Below are 19013 nucleotides of genomic sequence, written 5' to 3'. Positions count from 1 at the left end.
AAATTATTGCGTCATCATTTAACAAACAGATGCCGATTTAGTTTACTCTTTTAATATTTTAGCCAATACCTTATCCAGTTTTGCTTTGTCTTTCATGTACGCTTCCAGATCATAAAGCTTTACTGTTTTAAATTCTATCGGGTGGCTTTCGCTTTGAAGCGAAATATAACCTGATGTTAATGGTTTACCATCTATTTTAACTTTCGGGTCGAAATTCGAAACATTACCTCCACCAATTTGAGGCTTAGTATATTCTAAAACCACTTCACCGGCTATGATGTGTTTGATAACAGAATCGCCTAACACTAAAAATTCTGCGGTTACCCATTGGTCGCCAGCATAAGTTTTCGATTTAGAATCTAAGCAATGAGGTGTAAATAGTTTGCCATTATAATTAATCAGTGTTCCTGGCGTACATACGTTACTGGTATGGCGTTCGTGCTCACCATCACCACCAAGAATCTGCCCTTCAATAGAAATCGGGAAATCCTGATCTTTCAACATTGTTGCCGGGTCTTGGCAATGTAACATGGCACCGCTATTTCTGGTTGCCCAACCTTCACCACCTTTAGCCTGATCGCCGACAAAACGATAGGTTACTTTTAATAGGTAAGCCGAAAACGGTTTTTTATAGAAAATATGTCCGTATTGTTGGTTAAATTCTTTGTATCCATCATAACTCACTTTCATTACACCATTTTCTACGCGGAAAGTATTGGCATAATTTTCTTTGTATTCGTGTTTGGAAATTTTAATGTTCCAATCTTTTAAATCTTTCCCGTTAAAGAGATTGATCCAGCCTTTTTGGGCCCTGGCGTTGAGGATCGTAATCGATAAAAATAATACAACAAGGTAAATTGATTTTAATTTCATAGTAACATTTGGGTTAGGTGCTAAAAATATGAATTTTTTTCTATCTGAGGAAACGGTAGGGAAGTCGGGAGTCTTCACTCGGGAGTCCGAAGTTTATGGTGAATAGCCAGATAGTTCGTGGTTGATAGTCTTGTAGCCAATAGCTTGGATCCGGTTATCAATTTAAACAATTAACCAAGCTTTCGTTTCAAGATTGCTTCGTGCCTCGCAACGACGGATACAGCCATTAATCATCAACTATGATGAGCACTGACCAATGAACTAATGAATCAAAAACGGTTGCACTCTTTCCAATGCAAAATCCAATTGTTCCTCCTGTGTAAGATCGGTATTATCTAAAATAATGGCGTCATCAGCTCTAACCAGTGGACTTTCTTTTCTAGTAGTATCGGCATAGTCACGGTGCGCAAGGTTTTCGAAAACTTCTTCTAAAGTGGTTTCGTTATTGCCTTTGCTTTCCAGTTCCTTAAACCTACGTTCAGCCCTTATTTTCGGATCAGCAGTCATAAAGAATTTCACAGGTGCATCAGGGAAAACAGTAGTGCCGATGTCGCGCCCATCCATTACAATATTTTTGGATTTACCCATACGCTGCTGTTGTTTCACCATTTCATGGCGGACAATTTTATGTGCTGAAACTTCACTTACATTTTCAGAAACAGGCATTAAACGGATTTCATCTGAAACCTCTTCACCGTTAAGGGTAATGTGCGATTCGTAATCGCGCGAATGGAAATTTAGTTCGATGTGTTGTAAAGCATCTTCAACTTTAGCATCGTCGGTAATATCGATATGGTTCCGTAAAAAATATAAAGTAACAGCCCGGTACATTGCCCCGCTATCAACATAAATAAAACCTAATTTTTTAGCCAATGCCTTTGCCAAGGTGCTTTTTCCGCAAGATGAATAGCCATCAATAGCTATAACCAAGTTTTTCTTCATTCTGCTACAAAGGTAAAAAAAGCCAATGGGTTTGCTAACTTTTTTTAAATCGATATTCTTTATACTTTTGCCGCATGTTACCTGCCAGAGAAGAAATTTTACGATCAGCCATTTTTAAAACCTCACGTAGCGGAGGTAAAGGCGGGCAAAACGTAAACAAAGTTTCGAGTAAGGTAGAGTTGGTTTTTAATATTGAAACCTTTGCATATTTTACTGATGAAGAAAAAGTATTGCTCAAAGAAAAACTGCAGCATCGTTTAGATAGCGAAGGCTTGCTCCATATTGTTGCCCAGGAAGACAGGAGCCAGCTGCTAAATAAAGAGAGAACGATTGCAAAACTGATCGATTTGCTGAAAAAAGCATTGATTGTTCAGAAAAAAAGAAAGCCAACCAAAATCCCTAAAGGTATTATCGAGAAGAGGTTGAAAAATAAAGCTGTTACCGCAAACCGGAAAGAAAGTCGTAAAAAACCTTCAATAGATTAATCAGGGTCTGATTTCAATTTTAGTCCCAATTTTTACGGTAGCATATAGCTCATCAACTTCACTATTGGTTAATGCCATACAACCATTGGTCCAGTCAGAAAATCTTTGAAATTTGCCGATAAAACCGAAATTGTTTCTGATGCCATGTATTTTAATATCGCCACCCACGGGTTTTCCCAAAAGTTTTGCGTGTGCAATATCTTTTGAGTTAGGGTAAGAAACCCCAAGATTTTTATGGTAGCCACTAAATGCGTTTTTGGCGTTGATGGTGTACAGGCCTTCGGGCGTTTTTTCATCACCTTCATACGCTTTATGTCCAACTGGGCTGTCGCCCAAAGAAATCTGATAAGTTTTAATCAATTTCTGCTTTGAATAAGCCAGTAATTGTCTATTTGACTTTTTAACAATGATATAATCGATTTCGGTATTTAAAGGTAATTTCTTTTCAGGGTATAAATTGTAAATTACAGCACAGGCAATAAAGAACAAAATGGTAAAAAGGATTGCTTTTTTCATACACTGAAAATTTTCAATTAACCAATTTAAACAGTTAACCGATTATTCTAACTCTTCCCAAACCGATAATACAAACTCAAACCACCGTAATTCTGTGCCTTAGCCACGCTTTTAACTTCTTTGGTTTTAAAAATGATATTGAAATCTGCAGTAAACCTTTTTGAGCTATAATTTACACCAAACTGTTGCTCAAAAACAATCGGTTTTACCCCAAAAGTTAATGGACTGTTATCATTAAAAAGGCTTCCCTGTATGGTGGCATCGTAAGCAACAAAGTTTAATTGTGGTTTTACATAAAAGAAAAACTCTGAATTGTTTAAGCTTTTTGTTTTTGAATTTCCGATTACCGCGTTATGATAGGCACTGTTGAACAATTGATTTAATTTACCGGCTCTAAAAAGCACTGATGCACCCAAACCCGAAAAAGTTGTTCCTAAATTAGCATAACCCTGTGCACTGATGTCCACAATAGGGTCTTCAGGCCTAAAAAGTAGTTTACTGTAGTTGGCAGCAAGGTTTATAGCCAGTTCATTTTTGATCTGGTAATCCCAACCTGCAGGCGTATAAAAACCCACTGTTTTATGTAGAAAACGTTGTGCCGCTTGAGCAAGCGAGTTGGGGCCTACCGTTCCCAATTCTACACTGGTTTTAAAACAGTCTCATTTTTATAGAAAATAGAGTATGCACCACCTGCATAAAGATAACCTGCAAAAGGCCTGTCCTGATCTTCTTTGTTAGGTACCTGCCCCCAATAAGGCGTATACATTTTTTGTCCGGCAGAAATTTCGTAGGTCTTTTTCTCTATTTTATCAGATAGTTTTTCGGTATTAATAGCATGGCGGAAGTAGATGAATAATCCGTTAGTATAATATCTATCGTTTAATGTGGCCAAATAAGCATCGTTTTCGGTTTTAAAACCGAATTCGTTTTTAAATGATTGAGAAAAACTGGTTGAAACAGCCAAACAAAAACCTATAGTGAATAAAAATGATCTCATAAAAAAGCCCAGGCAATTTACCTAGGCTATAAAAGTATTTATTGTAATTGGATTTTCAATTGTTAATCCAAAAGAATTAGCAATTAGTTTACAATCGGTGCAATTTTAACACTTAAATCTAAAGGCTTTTTAACCTTATTCTTGGTTAAGGCCAATTCAATTACTTCGCTCATTTCCGTTACATAATGGAATTTTAAATCCTTGATATAACTTTCTTTAATTTCTAAAATATCTTTACGGTTGCTTTTGCAAAGGATAATTTCTTTAATGTTTGCCCTTTTTGCTGCAAGAATTTTTTCTTTAATCCCGCCAACAGGAAGTACTTTTCCGCGTAAGGTAATCTCACCAGTCATAGCTAAATGCTGTTTTACCTTACGTTGTGTAAATGCCGACGTTAAGGCGGTAAGCATCGTTACCCCGGCCGAAGGTCCGTCTTTTGGCGTAGCACCTGCAGGCACGTGAACGTGAACATCCCAGTTATCAAATAAAGTATAGTCTATATCAAATTCAGCTGCGTGCGCACGTAAATAAGCCAATGCAATTACTGCCGATTCTTTCATTACATCACCCAGGTTACCGGTTAAGGTTAATTTTCCTTTCCCCGGACTTAAGCTCGATTCGATAAATAAAATATCACCTCCAACACTTGTCCAGGCTAAGCCTGTTACCACTCCAGCCACTTCATTGCCCTCGTATAAGTCTTTATCATAAATCGGGGCACCTAAAATACGCTCAATATCTTCATTGCTTAAGTTTGCATCGTAGGCCTCTTCCATTGCAATTTTTGTAGCCACACCACGCACCAAAGAGCCAATTTTTTTCTCTAAACCACGTACGCCCGATTCTCTTGTATAATCTTCGATTACTTTTTCGATTAGGGCAGGTTTAAGCGCAATATCTTTGGCCTGCAAACCATGGTTTTCTTTCTGTTTTGGCAACAGGTATTTTTTTGCAATCTCTATTTTTTCTTCAATAGTATATCCGTTCACCTCAATAATCTCCATACGGTCTAACAAAGCAGGCTGTATTGTACTTAAAGAGTTTGCTGTGGCAATGAATAAGATGTTTGATAAATCGTAATCTACCTCTACATAGTGATCGTAAAAAGCATTGTTCTGCTCAGGGTCTAAAACCTCCAGCAAAGCGGATGATGGATCACCACGATGGTCGGTTCCCACTTTATCAATCTCATCCAAAACAAAAACAGGGTTATCTGCTCCAGCTTTTTTAATAGACGAAATGATACGGCCCGGCATGGCACCTATGTAAGTTTTACGGTGACCACGGATTTCGGCTTCATCGCGGATACCACCTAAAGCCATACGTACATATTTGCGACCTAATGCTTTCGCAATCGATTTTCCTAAAGATGTTTTACCAACTCCCGGAGGGCCTACCAAACATAAAATCGGCGCTTTCATATTGCGCTTTAATTTTAATACGGCTAAGTATTCGATAATACGCTGCTTAACTTTTTCTAAACCAAAATGATCTTTATCTAAGATACGCTGTGCTCTTTTTAGGTCGAAATTGTCTTTAGTAAACTCGCTCCAGGGTAAATCTAAAAGGAGTTCTAAATAATTTAACTGAACAGAGTAATCAGGAGCAGCAGGGTTCATTCTACCCAACTTATCTAGTTCCTTATCAAAATGATCAGCAACAGTCTGCGTCCATTTTTTCTTTTTAGCCCTTTCCTGTAAAGCATCAAACTCTAAATCGGCAGAGTTACCGCCCAATTCTTCCTGGATGGTTTTTAACTGCTGGTTTAAGAAATAATCGCGCTGTTGCTTATCAAGGTCGGTACGTACTTTAGACTGGATCTGGTTTCGCAGCTCTAGCATCTGCAATTCGACCATTAAAAGTTCCATTACTTTTTGTGCTCTTTCCTGCAATTTATCCATTTCAAGGATTTTTTGCTTATCGGCCATTTCGGCATTCATATTTGACGAAATGAAATTGATCAAAAATGAATTGCTCTCGATGTTTTTTAGTGCAATACTGGCTTCGCTCGGAATATTTGGTGAAAGCTGGATAATCTGCGCAGACATCTCGCGTATAGAAGCGATTAATGTTTTAAACTCTTTATCTGCTTTGTGCTTTTGTTCTTCGAATTTTTTAACAACAGCTTTGATATAAGGTTCGTTCTGTACCTCTTCAATTAAGCTGAAACGTTGTTTACCCTGTATAATTACGGTGGTATTTCCATCAGGCATCTGTAACAGCTTAATGATGTTTGCCACAGTACCAACCGTGTTAAGCTGCTCAAAAGTAGGATCTTCGATAGAAACATCTTTTTGAGAAACAACCCCAATAATCTTATTTCCTTTGTAAGCTTCTTTAATTAATTTAATGGATTTATCTCTTCCAACCGTAATAGGAATAACTACGCCTGGAAATAAAACGGTGTTTCGCAAAGGCAATATGGCCAACGTTTCGGGCGTTTCCTCATTATTCATTTCCTCCTCGTCCTGTTGAGACATTAAGGGAAAAAATTCGGTATCCTCATTTATAATTGGCATTGCTGTATGGAAATCAAATATATCTTGTTTACTCATTATCACATTTTCCGCTAACGACAAACTGGCAGTTTAATCGTATTCACTTTATTTAATTTTGGTATTAAGTTAATAAATTCAACTCTTGTGCCAAAGTGAAAATAATATTAATCTTATGTTAAAAAGGCAGAGTAATATAAATATTTTCGTCAATATCATATAAAGCATATTTTAGCGTTTAAGCTAATGTTTAGGGCATTTGGTTTTGAATGAAAGAAAATTAAAAACTTTTAAATTATCAGAATAGGATTATATTGCAAAAAATTTCTCCTATAAATTTGGTTAGGCGTTAAATTTGTTAAACTTATTACTCATACATGAACTATTTTAAAAAGGCGATTTTAGGATTAATTATTTTTACATCAACTAGTAGTTTCGCACAAAGTAATTACGATAGAAGCATGCAGGCTATTATGAAAGGTGATTATAAAACTGCCGCTATACAATTAGAAAAAGCTGATGCTAAAACTCCTGATAATGCAACCGTACTTCAGATGCTCGGATATTCTTACTTCCAAAATCGAGAATATGAGAAATGTATTGCTACTTACAGCCGATTGTTAACCATTAAACCTACAGAGGTTTCTGCCTATTATTATCGTGGTATAGCAAGGTTAAAAATTGCTAACGATCCTAAAGAATCGTTAAATAGCATGCGCGAAAATTTTTATTTGGCATCTCTCAAAGATTTTACAAAAGCCATTGAAATTAATGGTGATGAAGATGCGCAAATGTTTCAGAACCGTGGCTTAGCTTACAAAGATTATGCAATTTTCAGGTCTTTTAAAGCAAAGAAAAAAGAAGAAAAAGTAGCTTGCGTAGCTTTGTTCAATAACTCTATCGCTGATTTTCAAAAAGTATTAACCTTACAGCCGTTAAGAAAAGACATTATCGATTGGGTAACCTACGATAAAGCACAGATTGCAAGCCTAAAATAAAAATACAGCCTTTAAATAAAAATGGGACTTGAATATTTCGAGTCCCATTTTTTTATTTCAGTTTTCCAATAACTGAATACTTTTTGCCCTTTAGCAATCTAATTTTCTGTTGTTTTTTGATTGTGTATAAGCTATCCGGATAGTAAGTTAAAGTATCCTGAGATCGATATAAGATATTTTTATTATCGATGATGATCTCTATTTTGCCTGCTTTCTGGCCTTTCCAGGTAATAGAAACCTTTTTAATAGGGATTTTTTTATGATCGGAAGTATAAATATCTACTCCGTTCTGTTCTTTTATTTTAAAACTTCCTTTCCACGATATTTTATTAATGTCGGCATTAACGAAAATGGCTAACTCTTTTGCCCAGTCAGCGATTTTAGACGTTTTGCTTTCAGCTGCCCCATTTACACTAACGGTTTTATTTACAATAGGGTTTAGCTTTTGTAAGCGCAAAATTTCCTTTCCGAAATATCCTTTTATATCGAAATAGCGTAAACCAGTATTTGCTTCAGCTTCTTTTCGCTGGTTGCAGGAAAACAACGCCAAAGCAAATACCAGGATATAAAGTTTTTTAATCATTATACTAAAACATTTCCTGTCATTTCTGCTGGAATAGCCACGCCTAATATTTTTAGAATGGTAGGGGCAATGTCGCCTAGTTTACCATCGGCAATGGTTTTATAGTCCTTATCAATTAAAATACAAGGAACCAAGTTGGTGGTATGTGCAGTATTGGCAGATCCATCACCATTGATCATAAATTCGGAGTTTCCGTGATCAGCCAAGAGAATAAACGAATAGCCATGCTCCAGACCCTTTTTTACTACGGTTTCTGCACATTTATCTGCAGTTTCTACCGCTTTTACCACGGCCTCAAAAACACCTGTATGGCCAACCATATCTGGATTGGCAAAGTTTAAGCAAATAAAATCAGCCCATCCTGTTTCCATTTCTTTGGTAATAGCATCTGTAATTCCTGCAGCACTCATTTCGGGTTGAAGATCGTAGGTTGCTACTTTCGGAGAAGGGATTAAAAGGCGTTTTTCGTTTTTAAATTCAGCTTCCCTGCCGCCAGAGAAGAAGAAAGTTACGTGAGGGTATTTTTCGGTTTCAGCAATACGGATCTGATTTTTATTGTTATTGGCCAATACCTCTCCAATGGTTTGGGTTAAATCATCCTTGGTAAAAATTACATTTACCTTTTCAAAGCTCTCATCATAAGTAGTCATGGTAACATAATACAATGGCAGTTTATGCATTTGCTGTTCAGGGAAATCTTTTTGCGTTAATGCAGTAGTAATTTCACGGCCTCTATCCGTACGGAAATTAAAACAGATAACCACATCATCATTTTGTATGGTGGCAACAGGAGCTCCATTAGCCTGTGTTAATACTATTGGTTTTAAGAACTCATCTGTAATGCCATCAGCGTAGGATTTTTTTATTGCTGCCAAAGCATCCTGGGTTTTTTCGCCAATGCCATTTACCATTACATCATAAGCTTGCTTCACACGCTCCCAGCGGTTATCACGGTCCATTGCATAATAACGGCCAACCATGGTAGCCAATTTAGCATTGGTATTTTGGATATGATTTTCCAGATCGGTAATAAAACCCAGACCAGAATTTGGATCAGTATCACGGCCATCTAAAAAAGCATGAATAAAAGTGTTTGGCACATTAGCTTCATTTGCGGCATCGCATAAAGCTTTTAAATGTTCGATGTGGGCATGTACACCACCGTTTGAGACGAGGCCGATAAAATGAACGGCTTTGTTATGCTGCTTAGCATAATCAAATGCGCTTACCAAAACCGGGTTGCTGTGCAATTCTCTGTCGGCAATCGATTTGTTGATTCGTCCGAGCTCTTGGTAAACTACCCGACCTGCACCTAGGTTCATGTGTCCAACTTCAGAATTTCCCATCTGTCCGGCTGGTAAACCTACTGCTTCACCAGATGCTTCAAGCTTAGAATTTGGGTATTTCTGTAATAAAGAATCGAAAAAAGGAGTATTGGCGGCATATGCTGCATCAGAATTATCTTGTTTTCCGTAGCCCCAACCATCTAGAATTATAAGTGCGAGTTTTTTATTGTTTACCATTTTTAGTGTAAAATTTTTTGATATACATTAAAACATTTTCGTTTATAACATGTTTTAGTGTTTTGTTTATATCGCAAATATAACTTTATTGAAGCTTATACAAATGAAGAAATCCTTTTTTTGATGTGCTAATGGCATAATTTTAGCTATAGGGTTCTGTATAAAATACAGAAATGATCCGGAGCTTATTTTTACTCATTATTAGTTTGTCGTCATTATATCACCCTACAGCGCTTCAGGCAGATATTATTGATGATTTATCGTCGTATTTTAAGGCCAGCAACTCAAAAGAAATTGCAAAAAATTTCGCCTCAACTATCGAACTTATTATTGTTGATGAAGAAGATGTATACTCTAAAGCACAGGGTGAACAGATTTTAAGAGATTTTTTTGTTAAACATCCTCCAGTAAAAACAAGTATTTTTCATAAAATTAATACAAATCCAAATTATCGTTTTGGTGTAATTATTCTAAGTACCGCCAAAGAGACTTTCAGGGTGTCTATCACCATGAAAAAATTCAATACCAGCTTTTCGATCACCGAATTAAGGATTGAACCAGCTAAAGATTAAGGTCATTAAAAATTAGCTCGGCCTTCGAAGCGTTTCCGGTAGTATGTTGAATTAGATTACTCAGGTTAACAAATCACTTTAACCCTTCAGTAAATTGTCTGCTAACAAATAATTCTTATTTTTGCGGCATAAAATCTACATTTTGGATACTCAACTTATACATCAATTCATAAAAAATGCCCTTGCCGAAGATGTTGGTGATGGAGATCATACTTCACTTTCAACAATTCCACCAGGAACGCAGGGAAAAGCAAAACTGATTATCAAAGAAGACGGCGTTTTGGCTGGAGTTGAATTAGCCCTTGAGATTTTTAAAGAGGTTGACGATACTTTAAAGGTTGATGTACTTTTGCAAGATGGTGTAACAGTAAAAGTAGGAGATATTGCCTTAACCGTTTCAGGAAGTACACATTCTATTTTAATTGCCGAACGATTGGTTTTAAATTGCATGCAACGCATGAGCGGTATTGCTACTAAAACCCATCGGATTGTTGCACTGTTAAAAACAACTAAAACCAAAATTTTAGATACCCGTAAAACCACTCCTGGGCTTCGTTATTTAGAAAAATGGGCAGTAAGGATAGGAGGAGGTGTAAATCACCGCATTGGTTTATATGATATGATCTTAATTAAGGATAATCATGTAGATTATGCAGGGGAATTTCAAACGCCATTACAGCCGCTAAAAAATATCTTATAGATCAAAATAAATCTCTTCAGATCGAAATTGAGGTACGGAACCTGGAAGAGTTATCTCAGGTTTTGGCCATTGGCGGCGTAGATCGTATTATGCTTGATAATTTTAGTTTCGAAAACTTAAAGGCAGCGGTTAAATTAATAGATGGTAAATTTATTACAGAGGCTTCAGGAGGAATTACTGAAGAGAACGTTGCTGAATATGCAGCATGTGGAGTAGATTTTATTTCGATGGGTGCACTTACACATTCTGTGAAAAGCCTGGATATGAGTTTAAAAGCATACTAAAGTGATTTGCTATAAAATTAAAAGCTTATTTTTTGTATCATTGTAGGCTATGGTTACGGTTTATTCTCTCAGCGCGCTATTAATTGCTTACCTTTTCGGATCTATACCAACAGCTGTATGGCTTGGTCAGGCCTTTTACGGCGTTGATGTAAGGGAATACGGAAGTGGTAACGCTGGTGCTACCAATACTTTTAGGGTATTGGGGAAAAAAGCCGGAATTGCTGTTATGATCATCGATATTGCAAAAGGCTATACTGCAACCAATCTGGCCTATCTGATCGGCATGTCGGTAACCGGGCCGCAAAATTCAGTAGTTTTCGTAAATTATCAACTTGCACTCGGTGTAACTGCAGTAATGGGACATTTGTTTCCAGTTTTTGCAGGTTTTAGGGGGGGCAAAGGGGTTGCTACACTTTTTGGAATGATTTTGGCAGTTAACTTCGAAGCATCTATGCTTTGTGTTCTGGTTTTTGTGGTGGTATTGCTGTTAACTAAATATGTTTCATTAAGCTCCATTTGCGCAGGATTTACTTTTCCGCTAAGTGTGGTCTTCTTGTTTCAGGTCTCTATCAAATCTGAAGTGCTTTACGGCATGGTGGTTTGCATTTTAATCTTAGTTACGCATCAAAAAAACCTCGAAAGATTGCTGAAGGGCAAAGAATCTAAAGTGTATTTGTTTAGGAAGAAAACTAATTAATTAACAAAACACATTTCACCAAAACTTATTTATAGGCTTACTGTTTAATCTTCGGTTTTGCTTATCAGTATTTACTAATCATTTAAAATCGCATTTATGAAAAAGTTATTTTTAACGGCAAGTGTTGCTGGGATTTTATTATTTAACTCATGTTCTACCGTCCCTTTAACTGGGCGTAGCCGATTTGATTTAGTGAGTAACGACCAGGTTTTACCAATGGCATTCCAAGCTTACAGCACCTTTTTAACGGAGAATAAAACTACGGTTTTGCCCGCCTCGAATGCACAGGCTTTGAAAGTTAAAACCGTTGGCAGTAGATTAATTACAGCTGTAAAATCGTATATGAACAGCAATAACTACGGTAACCTAATTGCAGATTACCAGTGGGAGGTTAATGTGGTTCAGAACAACGAGAAAAATGCCTGGTGTATGCCAGGAGGAAAGATTGTGGTTTATACGGGTATTTTGCCTGTTACCCAAGATGACGCTGGTTTAGCAACCGTAATGGGCCATGAGATTGCCCATGCTATTGCAGGTCACTCTGCAGAACGGATGTCGCAGGAAATGGTTGCCCAGGGTATTGGTGCAGCAGCGGGTGTAGCATTATCTAAAAACCCAAAAACACAGTCTATTTTTAATACCCTTTACGGTGTTGGTACACCAGTAGCGATGTTAAAATTCAGCCGCAATCAAGAATTAGAAGCCGACCGTTTAGGGTTAATTTTTATGGCCATGGCTGGATACAATCCACAAAATGCTACTGCTTTCTGGAACAGGATGTCGGCTGCATCTGCGGGAGCTCAAAAGCCAGCTGAGTTTTTAAGTACCCACCCAAGTGATGCTACGCGTATTACACAGATCCAAAAATATTTACCTGAAGCACAGCAGTATTATAAGAAATAAGGTGTAGGGTTTTTAGTGCTAAAGGTAAGAAAGGTGGAGGGTTTATGCATGATGCAGAGCCTTCCACCTTTTTCTTTATCCTCACCTTGAATTTATTTCAGAGGCTTTCCAATCACCAAGATTCTGAAATAAATTCAAAATGACGAATTGCGCTGAACAATGAACCGATGATCAATAAACTAATTACCAGTGAACAAATGAACTAATTGCCCAGCACTTTCAAAATTGCACTGGCTTTAAGCAGACATTCTTCATATTCCTTTTCTGCGTCAGATTCGTATGTAATAGCGCCACCAACCTGAAAGGATAGATAGTTAGATTCAGCATTGTATAAAATACTTCGGATCACCACATTAAAGTCGAAATCTCCATCCGGACTGATGCAGCCAAAAGAGCCCGAATAAATGCCCCTTTTGGTTACTTCGTATTCTTCAATCAATTTCATGGCTTTAACCTTTGGAGCACCCGTCATAGAACCCATTGGAAATGCGTTTTTAATGGCATCGATAAAATGGATCTCTGGATTTAGTTCACAGCTAATGGTAGAAATCATTTGATGGACCTGTGGGAAGCTGTAGATGCCAAATAACTCGTCTACTGTAACAGAACCCTTAACAGCCGATTTAGTGAGGTCATGACGCACCAGATCAACTATCATTACATTTTCGGCCTGTTCTTTAATATCATTCCTGAGTTGTTGCTTTATGGCTTCATCTTCCGCCAGATCAGAACTTCTTTTGGCGGTGCCTTTAATGGGCTGTGAGGTAAGTTTAGATCCACGTTTGCATAAAAACCTTTCTGGTGTTGCAGATAAAATATATTTACCGTGAACTTTAAAACAACCTGCAAATGGGGTAGGAGAAACTTGATTCAGCGCCTCGAAAGTTTGGATAGGATCTATCTCTGCATTTTCGGAAAAAAATTCCTGGCAAAAATTAATTTCGTAAATATCACCCCTAATAATATGATCTTGTAAGGCCTCTACTTTATGAATGTATTGATCTTTTGATAACCTTTGCGCAATCTTAATCGAATTTAGCTTAGTTTCTGCTTCTGATCGAAAAGATTCGATATCATCCAAGATGGAATGATGGCCAATTAAAACTTCAGCCTTGCCATCTTTAAAAGCTATTAAATATTTTGGAACAAAAAAGTAAAGATCAGGGAAATCTAAACCATCCAAATGACTTGAACTGAGATCTTCGATTTCGTTTTTTAGATCATAGCTGAAAAAACCAAAAATCCATTGTTTATGTGTAGCATAAAAACTTTTTAATTGATCAAATGCATTGCTTGCCGAACACTTTAATTCATCCTGTGCAGCTGCTGCGATCATAAAGTCGTAGGCAGAATAATCGTCTTTGTAATGATTCGAATCTAAAAAGCAACAAACCTCGAACTGGTTGGCCCAGTGTAATGCTTTTTGTTTAAAATCGGATATGTTTTGTAGGGTTTTCAAGCTGCGGCAAAGGTAGAAATTGAGATGAGAATTGTAAGAAATTAATTTTATCTTGGATAATTATTAAGTTATGAAATTAAAGTATCTATTTCTCCTCCTTGCTGCTGCACTAATATTCAGTTGCTCGATGCTGGAACAAAGAAAAGTTTATTTGAACAAACTCCAGGCTGCAAAAGTGAAAATGGAAACGACTAATGCAGAAGATTCTTGTGCAATAGTAGATATTTTATGGTTCTTTCCAAGTATGAAACGCTGCGGGATCGACAAAGAACAGGTAAACTTGTATGTATGTAAGCAAGAATCAACAGGAGATACATTATATGTTTTCGCTGAATGTGGTCCTGACAAAGCCCTTCCATTTTTTAAGGGTGTTAATATTATGAAAGGCGACATCAAACGCAAAGATTTAAAAGAAGTGATTGTTTCTGTACCTGAGAATTTTATAATCCCGAAAAAGGCTAAATATGTTTTCTCTGAGTTATTTTGGTTAGAGGATTAAGGATGCTCATAAGCAGGTTGCTAAGTTAATTTGCTATCTCAATTGATAAAGAATTATCGGCTTTCTTGTGCTTCTGCCATTAAAGTTGACAACTCTAGAACGAAAAAAGCAACCCGATTATGGATTGCTTTTTTTATTTTGGTCGTCATGCTGAATTTATTTCAACATCTAAAAGACCCTGAAATAAATTCAGGGTGACGGAATTGGGTGTTTTTAACGTAACTCCAAAGTTTGCGCTCTGTCTGGTCCTACTGAAAGGAATTTAATAGGCACTTCTAATTCTTTTTCTAAGAACGCAATGTAATCAGTCAATTTAGCTGGAATTTCATCCACAGAAGTAATTTTAGTTACATCGGTAGCCCAACCATCAATTGCTTTTAATACTGGTTTTGGTTCGATAGAAATAATGTCATAAGGCATGTAATCAATCGTTTCGCCATTATATTCGTAGTGGGTACAAGCATAAATGGTATCGAAAGTGTCCAAAACATCGGCTTTCATCATAATTAATTCGGTTACACCGTTTAACATGATGGCATATTTTAAAGCAGGAAGATCGATCCAGCCACAACGACGGGCACGGCCTGTAGTTGCGCCAAATTCGTGACCTAAAGCGCGTAAATTTTCGCCAACTTCGTTATCTAATTCGGTAGGGAATGGACCGCCACCAACACGTGTGCAATATGCTTTAAATATACCGTAAACAGCACCAACTTTGTTTGGGGCAATACCTAAACCGGTACAAGCACCAGCCGTAGTAGTGTTGCTTGAGGTTACAAAAGGATAGGATCCGAAATCAACATCCAATAACGTTCCTTGCGCACCTTCTGCTAAAACCGCTTTTCCTTCTTTTAAGAAACCATTCACATAATGTTCACTATCTACATGAGGAATTGTTTTTAGGAATTCGATTGCTTCAAAGAATGATGCTTCTTTTTCGGCTAATTCATATTCGAAACCTTCGTAATGAGAAAGGATTTCAGTATGTTTTTCTACCAATTTAGCATAACGCTCCTTGAAGTCAGGTAGGGTGGTATCGCCAACACGTAAACCGTTACGGCCGGTTTTATCCATATACGTTGGACCAATACCTTTTAAGGTTGATCCAATTTTATTTTTACCCATGCGTGCTTCGTTAGCCGCATCCAATAATTGGTGGGTTGGTAAAATTAAGTGTGCTTTACGGGCAATTACCAATTTGCCATCGGCAATAGGATCATGACCAGCTTTTTTTAAATTATCTAACTCTCTTTTTAGGATAATAGGGTCGATTACTACGCCATTACCAATAAGGTTCATGGTTTTTTCGTTAAAAATTCCTGAAGGGATTGTATTTAAAACGAATTTTTTGCCATCGAACTCTAAAGTATGTCCGGCATTTGGGCCACCCTGAAAACGGGCAATAAGATCATATTTTGGACTTAGTACATCAACGATTTTTCCCTTTCCTTCATCGCCCCATTGCAGGCCGAGAAGTACATCTACTTGCGTCATTATTAATAAATTAAGCTGGTTTTATTTGAATTTTGATTTAATTTGCTTCAATTTTTGCAGCTGTAGCTACATTTTCGTTTACTTTTCTGGCCATACTGCAATCAGAACAGAAGCCATAAAGATTTAACGAATGGTGTTTAATATCAAATTTTAAAAGATCACCCACCATAGTTTGGATCTGGTGGATACGGGGATCGCAGAATTCTACTACTTTACCGCACTCGATACAGATGACGTGATCGTGCTGGCGGTAACCATACGATTTTTCGAATTGTGCCATGTTTTTACCAAACTGGTGCTTGGTAACTAAATCGCATGAAACCAATAACTCCAATGTGTTATAAACCGTAGCACGACTTACGCGGTACTTTTGGTTTTTCATGTGGATATAAAGGGTTTCTACATCAAAGTGGTCGTTTCTTGAATATATTTCTTCCAATATAGCGAAACGCTCTGGTGTTTTACGTAGATTTTTGTTTTCTAAATAAGCCTCAAAAATCTTGCGAACGAGCTCATTTGTTTTTTGTTCTGACATAGTTTTTAAACTCCATTCAAAGGTAGTCAATTAGTTTTGAAAAATGATTACACAGATTAAATGATTACACAGATTTGTATTAAGTCGGAGGTCTGCGGTCGGGAGTCAGAAGTAAACTCAAATAATTTACGACTTAGTACTCAAAATCCTGACTTCGGACCTATTAGGCATCAAACCTCGTTACGCCAGTAACCCCTCTAACTTTTAATAAATTTTTAATCAGGTTTTCCAGGTGTTCGGTATCGTTTACGAAAATCATAATCGAACCATCAAAAATCCCCTCATTGGTATCAACAGTAATCGACCTCATATTTACTTTAAAGTCGGTAGAAATTACCCTGGTAATGTTGTTAATTAAGCCCACATCATCAATACCTACAATGCGTAAGCCAGTTAAGAAAGTTAATTCCTGTTGTTTGTTCCATTTGGCTTTTACCACGCGATAACCATAATTAGCCATTAACTGTGCTGCATTTGGGCAATTGGTGCGGTGTATCTTTATACCTTCGCTCACCGTGATGAATCCAAAAACATCATCGCCAGGTATTGGGTTACAACAAGCTGCCAATGTATAGTCAATTCGCTGCATATCTTCACCAATGAGTAAGATATCAGATTCCCCACCTTTAATTTTACTCTTGATTCCATCAACAGAAAGATTTTCAGGGCGTTCCGGACCACGGTTTTCAACTTCTTTCTCGCTCGATAGGTATTCTTTAATATCTTTCAGTTCTATTTTTCCGAGGGCAACATTCACAAAAAGTTCTTGCGTAGAAGGCAGCTTAAAGAAATAACTGAGTTTTTGTAAATTATCGGTATTATAAGTGATTTTTAACGATTTTAGCTTCCTTTCTAAGATTTCCTTGCCATTTTCGGCAATTTTCCGTTTTTCCTCTTTTAAAGAGGATTTGATTTTTGATTTAGCCTTTGCAGTAACCACCACATTTAACCAATCTTCCTTAGGCGTTTGTTTGCTCGAGGTAATAATCTCCACCTGATCGCCATTTTGAAGTTTGTATGAGATGGGAACCAGCTTATGGTTAACCTTCGCGCCGATACAGGTAGCCCCAACGTCGGTATGTATCTCGAAAGCAAAATCTAATGCTGTAGCACCTAAAGGTAGCTGGATCAAAGCGCCTTTTGGCGTGAAAATAAAAATCTCATCCGAGAAAAGGTTCATTTTGAAATCATCAAGAAAATCCAAAGCATTGGCTTCAGGATTGCTCAGCATTTCGCGAACTTTCTGGATCCATTGATCCAGACCGTTATCATTGCTCGATTCTTTGTATTTCCAGTGTGCAGCGAAACCTTTCTCTGCAATTTCGTTCATGCGCTGCGTACGGATCTGCACCTCCACCCATTGTCCGCGTGGCCCCATTACCGTGGTATGTAAACTTTCGTAACCGTTTCCTTTTGGCGATGAAACCCAATCGCGCAATCGATCGGGATTTGGGCGGTATAAATCGGTTACAATTGAATACGCTTTCCAGCAATCGGCCTTTTCATTTTCAGGGGCCGAATCCAAAATAATCCGGATGGCAAAAAGATCATAAACCTCCTCAAAAGGAATATTTTTCTTTTTCATCTTGTTCCATATAGAGTGGATTGATTTTGGCCTGCCATAAACATCGGCCACTAAACCTTGCTCATGAACAATCTCATCAATAGGCTCAACGAATTTTTTGATAAACAGTGCCCGTTCTGCTTTTTTCTCGTTTAATTTCTTTGCTATGAATTTGTAGGTGTCAGGATCAAGATATTTCATCGAAAGATCTTCCAGCTCTGATTTTATGGCATACAAACCCAATCTATGGGCTAATGGAGCATATAAATAAATGGTTTCTGAAGCGATTTTAAGCTGCTTGTGGCGAGGCATAAAATCCATTGTACGCATATTGTGCAAACGATCGGCGAGTTTGATCAGGATTACCCTCACATCATCGGCCAGGGTTAGCAGCATTTTTCGGAAATTCTCGGCCTGTAATGAGCTATTGGTATCGAAAACACCGGATATTTTGGTTAAACCATCTATAATTTTAGCAGTTTTTTTACCGAATTCGCGCTCAATATCCTCTAAAGTGATATCAGTGTCTTCTACCACATCATGGAGCAAGGCACATACAATAGAGGTTGTTCCAAGGCCAATTTCTTCAGCAGCAATCTGCGCTACAGCGATAGGGTGGTAGATGTAAGGTTCACCGGATTTTCGGCGCATATCTTTATGGCTTTCCAGCGCCATATCAAAAGCTTTCCTGATTTCTTTTTTATCGCCTTTCTGTAAAGTAGATTTGCTTGCCCGTAATAATGCCCTGTATCTTTTTAGAATCTCTTGCTTTTCCGCCTCTAAATCAATCACTAACTCTGTTTTCATTTGTATTTTTTGCGTAAAAAATGCGTCTTATTTATGAATAAAACTTATATTAGTTTTGTGAAACAACTAATATATGAAATAACACCT

General features: G+C 37.4%; 18 protein-coding genes and 1 pseudogene. 7 read left to right on the top strand and 12 right to left on the bottom strand.

Going from position 1 to position 19013, the window contains the following annotated elements; genetic code table 11:
* Nucleotides 1-42 precede the first annotated feature (42 nt).
* Entirely contained in the window at nucleotides 43-873 is an 831-nt protein-coding gene (locus H9N25_RS14155) for a 3-keto-disaccharide hydrolase (protein ID WP_190326327.1), read from the bottom strand.
* A 261-nt stretch (nucleotides 874-1134) separates the two neighbouring features.
* On the bottom strand, nucleotides 1135-1815 hold the full coding sequence (cmk, locus tag H9N25_RS14150) for a (d)CMP kinase (protein ID WP_190326326.1): 681 nt from the start codon (nucleotides 1813-1815) through the stop codon (nucleotides 1135-1137).
* 74 nt (nucleotides 1816-1889) lie between these two features.
* Between cmk and arfB the strand changes: the two genes are divergently transcribed.
* A complete protein-coding gene (gene arfB, locus H9N25_RS14145) occupies nucleotides 1890-2300 on the top strand; it encodes an alternative ribosome rescue aminoacyl-tRNA hydrolase ArfB (protein WP_190326325.1) in 411 nt (136 codons plus the stop codon).
* Here arfB and H9N25_RS14140 read toward each other — a convergent pair whose 3' ends face one another.
* The 4 genes from H9N25_RS14140 to lon form a co-directional block, all read right to left on the bottom strand.
* Nucleotides 2301-2816, bottom strand: coding sequence for a L,D-transpeptidase family protein (locus tag H9N25_RS14140; protein WP_190326324.1), 516 nt, complete (start codon nucleotides 2814-2816; stop codon nucleotides 2301-2303). It lies immediately after the preceding gene.
* A gap of 47 nt (nucleotides 2817-2863) precedes the next feature.
* Nucleotides 2864-3451, bottom strand: coding sequence for a lipid A-modifier LpxR family protein (locus H9N25_RS25120; RefSeq protein ID WP_255524467.1), 588 nt, complete (start codon nucleotides 3449-3451; stop codon nucleotides 2864-2866).
* A 2-nt stretch (nucleotides 3452-3453) separates the two neighbouring features.
* Nucleotides 3454-3813: a lipid A-modifier LpxR family protein gene (locus H9N25_RS25115; protein ID WP_255524466.1), complete on the bottom strand. Its 360-nt coding sequence runs from the start codon at nucleotides 3811-3813 to the stop codon at nucleotides 3454-3456.
* Between the two features lie 83 nt (nucleotides 3814-3896).
* A complete protein-coding gene (gene lon, locus H9N25_RS14130) occupies nucleotides 3897-6368 on the bottom strand; it encodes an endopeptidase La (RefSeq protein ID WP_167295389.1) in 2472 nt (823 codons plus the stop codon).
* A 317-nt stretch (nucleotides 6369-6685) separates the two neighbouring features.
* Between lon and H9N25_RS14125 the strand changes: the two genes are divergently transcribed.
* Nucleotides 6686-7306 (top strand): tetratricopeptide repeat protein, encoded by a 621-nt coding sequence (locus H9N25_RS14125; protein ID WP_190326323.1) that lies wholly within the window; start codon nucleotides 6686-6688, stop codon nucleotides 7304-7306.
* A 52-nt stretch (nucleotides 7307-7358) separates the two neighbouring features.
* On the opposite strand, the gene H9N25_RS14120 is transcribed toward H9N25_RS14125, so the two are convergent.
* Together H9N25_RS14120 and gpmI are read right to left on the bottom strand one after the other, a co-directional pair.
* Nucleotides 7359-7889 carry a hypothetical protein gene (locus tag H9N25_RS14120; protein ID WP_190326322.1) on the bottom strand — a complete coding sequence of 177 codons (531 nt, stop codon included), beginning with the start codon at nucleotides 7887-7889 and terminating at the stop codon, nucleotides 7359-7361.
* On the bottom strand, nucleotides 7889-9412 hold the full coding sequence (gene gpmI / locus H9N25_RS14115; RefSeq protein ID WP_190326321.1) for a 2,3-bisphosphoglycerate-independent phosphoglycerate mutase: 1524 nt from the start codon (nucleotides 9410-9412) through the stop codon (nucleotides 7889-7891). Before gpmI ends, H9N25_RS14120 begins: the two co-directional genes overlap by 1 nt.
* 173 nt (nucleotides 9413-9585) lie before the next feature.
* Here gpmI and H9N25_RS14110 point away from each other — a divergent pair, with 173 nt between their 5' ends.
* The 4 genes and pseudogenes from H9N25_RS14110 (at nucleotide 9586) to H9N25_RS14095 (ending at nucleotide 12568) form a co-directional block, all read left to right on the top strand.
* Nucleotides 9586-9984: a DUF4783 domain-containing protein gene (locus tag H9N25_RS14110; protein WP_167295385.1), complete on the top strand. Its 399-nt coding sequence runs from the start codon at nucleotides 9586-9588 to the stop codon at nucleotides 9982-9984.
* Between the two features lie 121 nt (nucleotides 9985-10105).
* Nucleotides 10106-10968: pseudogene (gene nadC / locus H9N25_RS14105) on the top strand (carboxylating nicotinate-nucleotide diphosphorylase).
* A gap of 49 nt (nucleotides 10969-11017) precedes the next feature.
* Nucleotides 11018-11665 carry a glycerol-3-phosphate 1-O-acyltransferase PlsY gene (plsY, locus tag H9N25_RS14100; protein WP_029279402.1) on the top strand — a complete coding sequence of 216 codons (648 nt, stop codon included), beginning with the start codon at nucleotides 11018-11020 and terminating at the stop codon, nucleotides 11663-11665.
* Nucleotides 11666-11761: 96 nt separating this feature from the next.
* Entirely contained in the window at nucleotides 11762-12568 is an 807-nt protein-coding gene (locus H9N25_RS14095) for a M48 family metallopeptidase (protein WP_190326320.1), read from the top strand.
* Between the two features lie 202 nt (nucleotides 12569-12770).
* Here H9N25_RS14095 and H9N25_RS14090 read toward each other — a convergent pair whose 3' ends face one another.
* Nucleotides 12771-14027: an anthranilate synthase component I family protein gene (locus tag H9N25_RS14090; protein ID WP_190326319.1), complete on the bottom strand. Its 1257-nt coding sequence runs from the start codon at nucleotides 14025-14027 to the stop codon at nucleotides 12771-12773.
* A gap of 70 nt (nucleotides 14028-14097) precedes the next feature.
* Here H9N25_RS14090 and H9N25_RS14085 point away from each other — a divergent pair, with 70 nt between their 5' ends.
* Nucleotides 14098-14526 carry a hypothetical protein gene (locus tag H9N25_RS14085; RefSeq protein WP_190326318.1) on the top strand — a complete coding sequence of 143 codons (429 nt, stop codon included), beginning with the start codon at nucleotides 14098-14100 and terminating at the stop codon, nucleotides 14524-14526.
* A 213-nt stretch (nucleotides 14527-14739) separates the two neighbouring features.
* Here the strand turns inward: H9N25_RS14085 and H9N25_RS14080 are convergent, their stop codons facing one another.
* The 3 genes from H9N25_RS14080 to H9N25_RS14070 all read right to left on the bottom strand — a co-directional run bounded on the left by H9N25_RS14080 (nucleotide 14740) and on the right by H9N25_RS14070 (nucleotide 18926).
* The gene (locus tag H9N25_RS14080; protein ID WP_190326317.1) at nucleotides 14740-16020 is read right to left on the bottom strand and encodes an adenylosuccinate synthase; all 1281 of its coding nucleotides are present in this window, start codon (nucleotides 16018-16020) and stop codon (nucleotides 14740-14742) included.
* Nucleotides 16021-16057: 37 nt separating this feature from the next.
* Nucleotides 16058-16555, bottom strand: coding sequence for a Fur family transcriptional regulator (locus tag H9N25_RS14075; RefSeq protein ID WP_167295380.1), 498 nt, complete (start codon nucleotides 16553-16555; stop codon nucleotides 16058-16060).
* A gap of 163 nt (nucleotides 16556-16718) precedes the next feature.
* Nucleotides 16719-18926 carry a RelA/SpoT family protein gene (locus H9N25_RS14070; protein WP_055906427.1) on the bottom strand — a complete coding sequence of 736 codons (2208 nt, stop codon included), beginning with the start codon at nucleotides 18924-18926 and terminating at the stop codon, nucleotides 16719-16721.
* Nucleotides 18927-19013 lie beyond the last annotated feature (87 nt).

The sequence above is a fragment of the Pedobacter riviphilus genome (genome assembly GCF_014692875.1).
Classification (GTDB): Bacteria; Bacteroidota; Bacteroidia; order Sphingobacteriales; family Sphingobacteriaceae; genus Pedobacter; species Pedobacter riviphilus.
The sequence above is the reverse complement of the archived record's forward strand: the minus strand, read 5'-3'. Positions and strand labels throughout refer to the sequence as shown.

Excerpts from the sequence above, each read along its gene's own strand:
- H9N25_RS14110 (WP_167295385.1), top strand. The coding sequence starts at position 9,586 with ATGATCCGGAGCTTATTTTTACTCATTATTAGTTTGTCGTCATTATAT.
- H9N25_RS25115 (WP_255524466.1), bottom strand. The coding sequence starts at position 3,813 with ATGAGATCATTTTTATTCACTATAGGTTTTTGTTTGGCTGTTTCAACC.
- H9N25_RS14085 (WP_190326318.1), top strand. The coding sequence starts at position 14,098 with ATGAAATTAAAGTATCTATTTCTCCTCCTTGCTGCTGCACTAATATTC.
- H9N25_RS14140 (WP_190326324.1), bottom strand. The coding sequence starts at position 2,816 with ATGAAAAAAGCAATCCTTTTTACCATTTTGTTCTTTATTGCCTGTGCT.
- H9N25_RS14125 (WP_190326323.1), top strand. The coding sequence starts at position 6,686 with ATGAACTATTTTAAAAAGGCGATTTTAGGATTAATTATTTTTACATCA.
- H9N25_RS14120 (WP_190326322.1), bottom strand. The coding sequence starts at position 7,889 with ATGATTAAAAAACTTTATATCCTGGTATTTGCTTTGGCGTTGTTTTCC.
- H9N25_RS14070 (WP_055906427.1), bottom strand. The coding sequence starts at position 18,926 with ATGAAAACAGAGTTAGTGATTGATTTAGAGGCGGAAAAGCAAGAGATT.
- gpmI (WP_190326321.1), bottom strand. The coding sequence starts at position 9,412 with ATGGTAAACAATAAAAAACTCGCACTTATAATTCTAGATGGTTGGGGC.
- H9N25_RS14095 (WP_190326320.1), top strand. The coding sequence starts at position 11,762 with ATGAAAAAGTTATTTTTAACGGCAAGTGTTGCTGGGATTTTATTATTT.
- cmk (WP_190326326.1), bottom strand. The coding sequence starts at position 1,815 with ATGAAGAAAAACTTGGTTATAGCTATTGATGGCTATTCATCTTGCGGA.
- plsY (WP_029279402.1), top strand. The coding sequence starts at position 11,018 with ATGGTTACGGTTTATTCTCTCAGCGCGCTATTAATTGCTTACCTTTTC.
- lon (WP_167295389.1), bottom strand. The coding sequence starts at position 6,368 with ATGAGTAAACAAGATATATTTGATTTCCATACAGCAATGCCAATTATA.
- arfB (WP_190326325.1), top strand. The coding sequence starts at position 1,890 with ATGTTACCTGCCAGAGAAGAAATTTTACGATCAGCCATTTTTAAAACC.
- H9N25_RS14155 (WP_190326327.1), bottom strand. The coding sequence starts at position 873 with ATGAAATTAAAATCAATTTACCTTGTTGTATTATTTTTATCGATTACG.
- H9N25_RS14075 (WP_167295380.1), bottom strand. The coding sequence starts at position 16,555 with ATGTCAGAACAAAAAACAAATGAGCTCGTTCGCAAGATTTTTGAGGCT.
- H9N25_RS14080 (WP_190326317.1), bottom strand. The coding sequence starts at position 16,020 with ATGACGCAAGTAGATGTACTTCTCGGCCTGCAATGGGGCGATGAAGGA.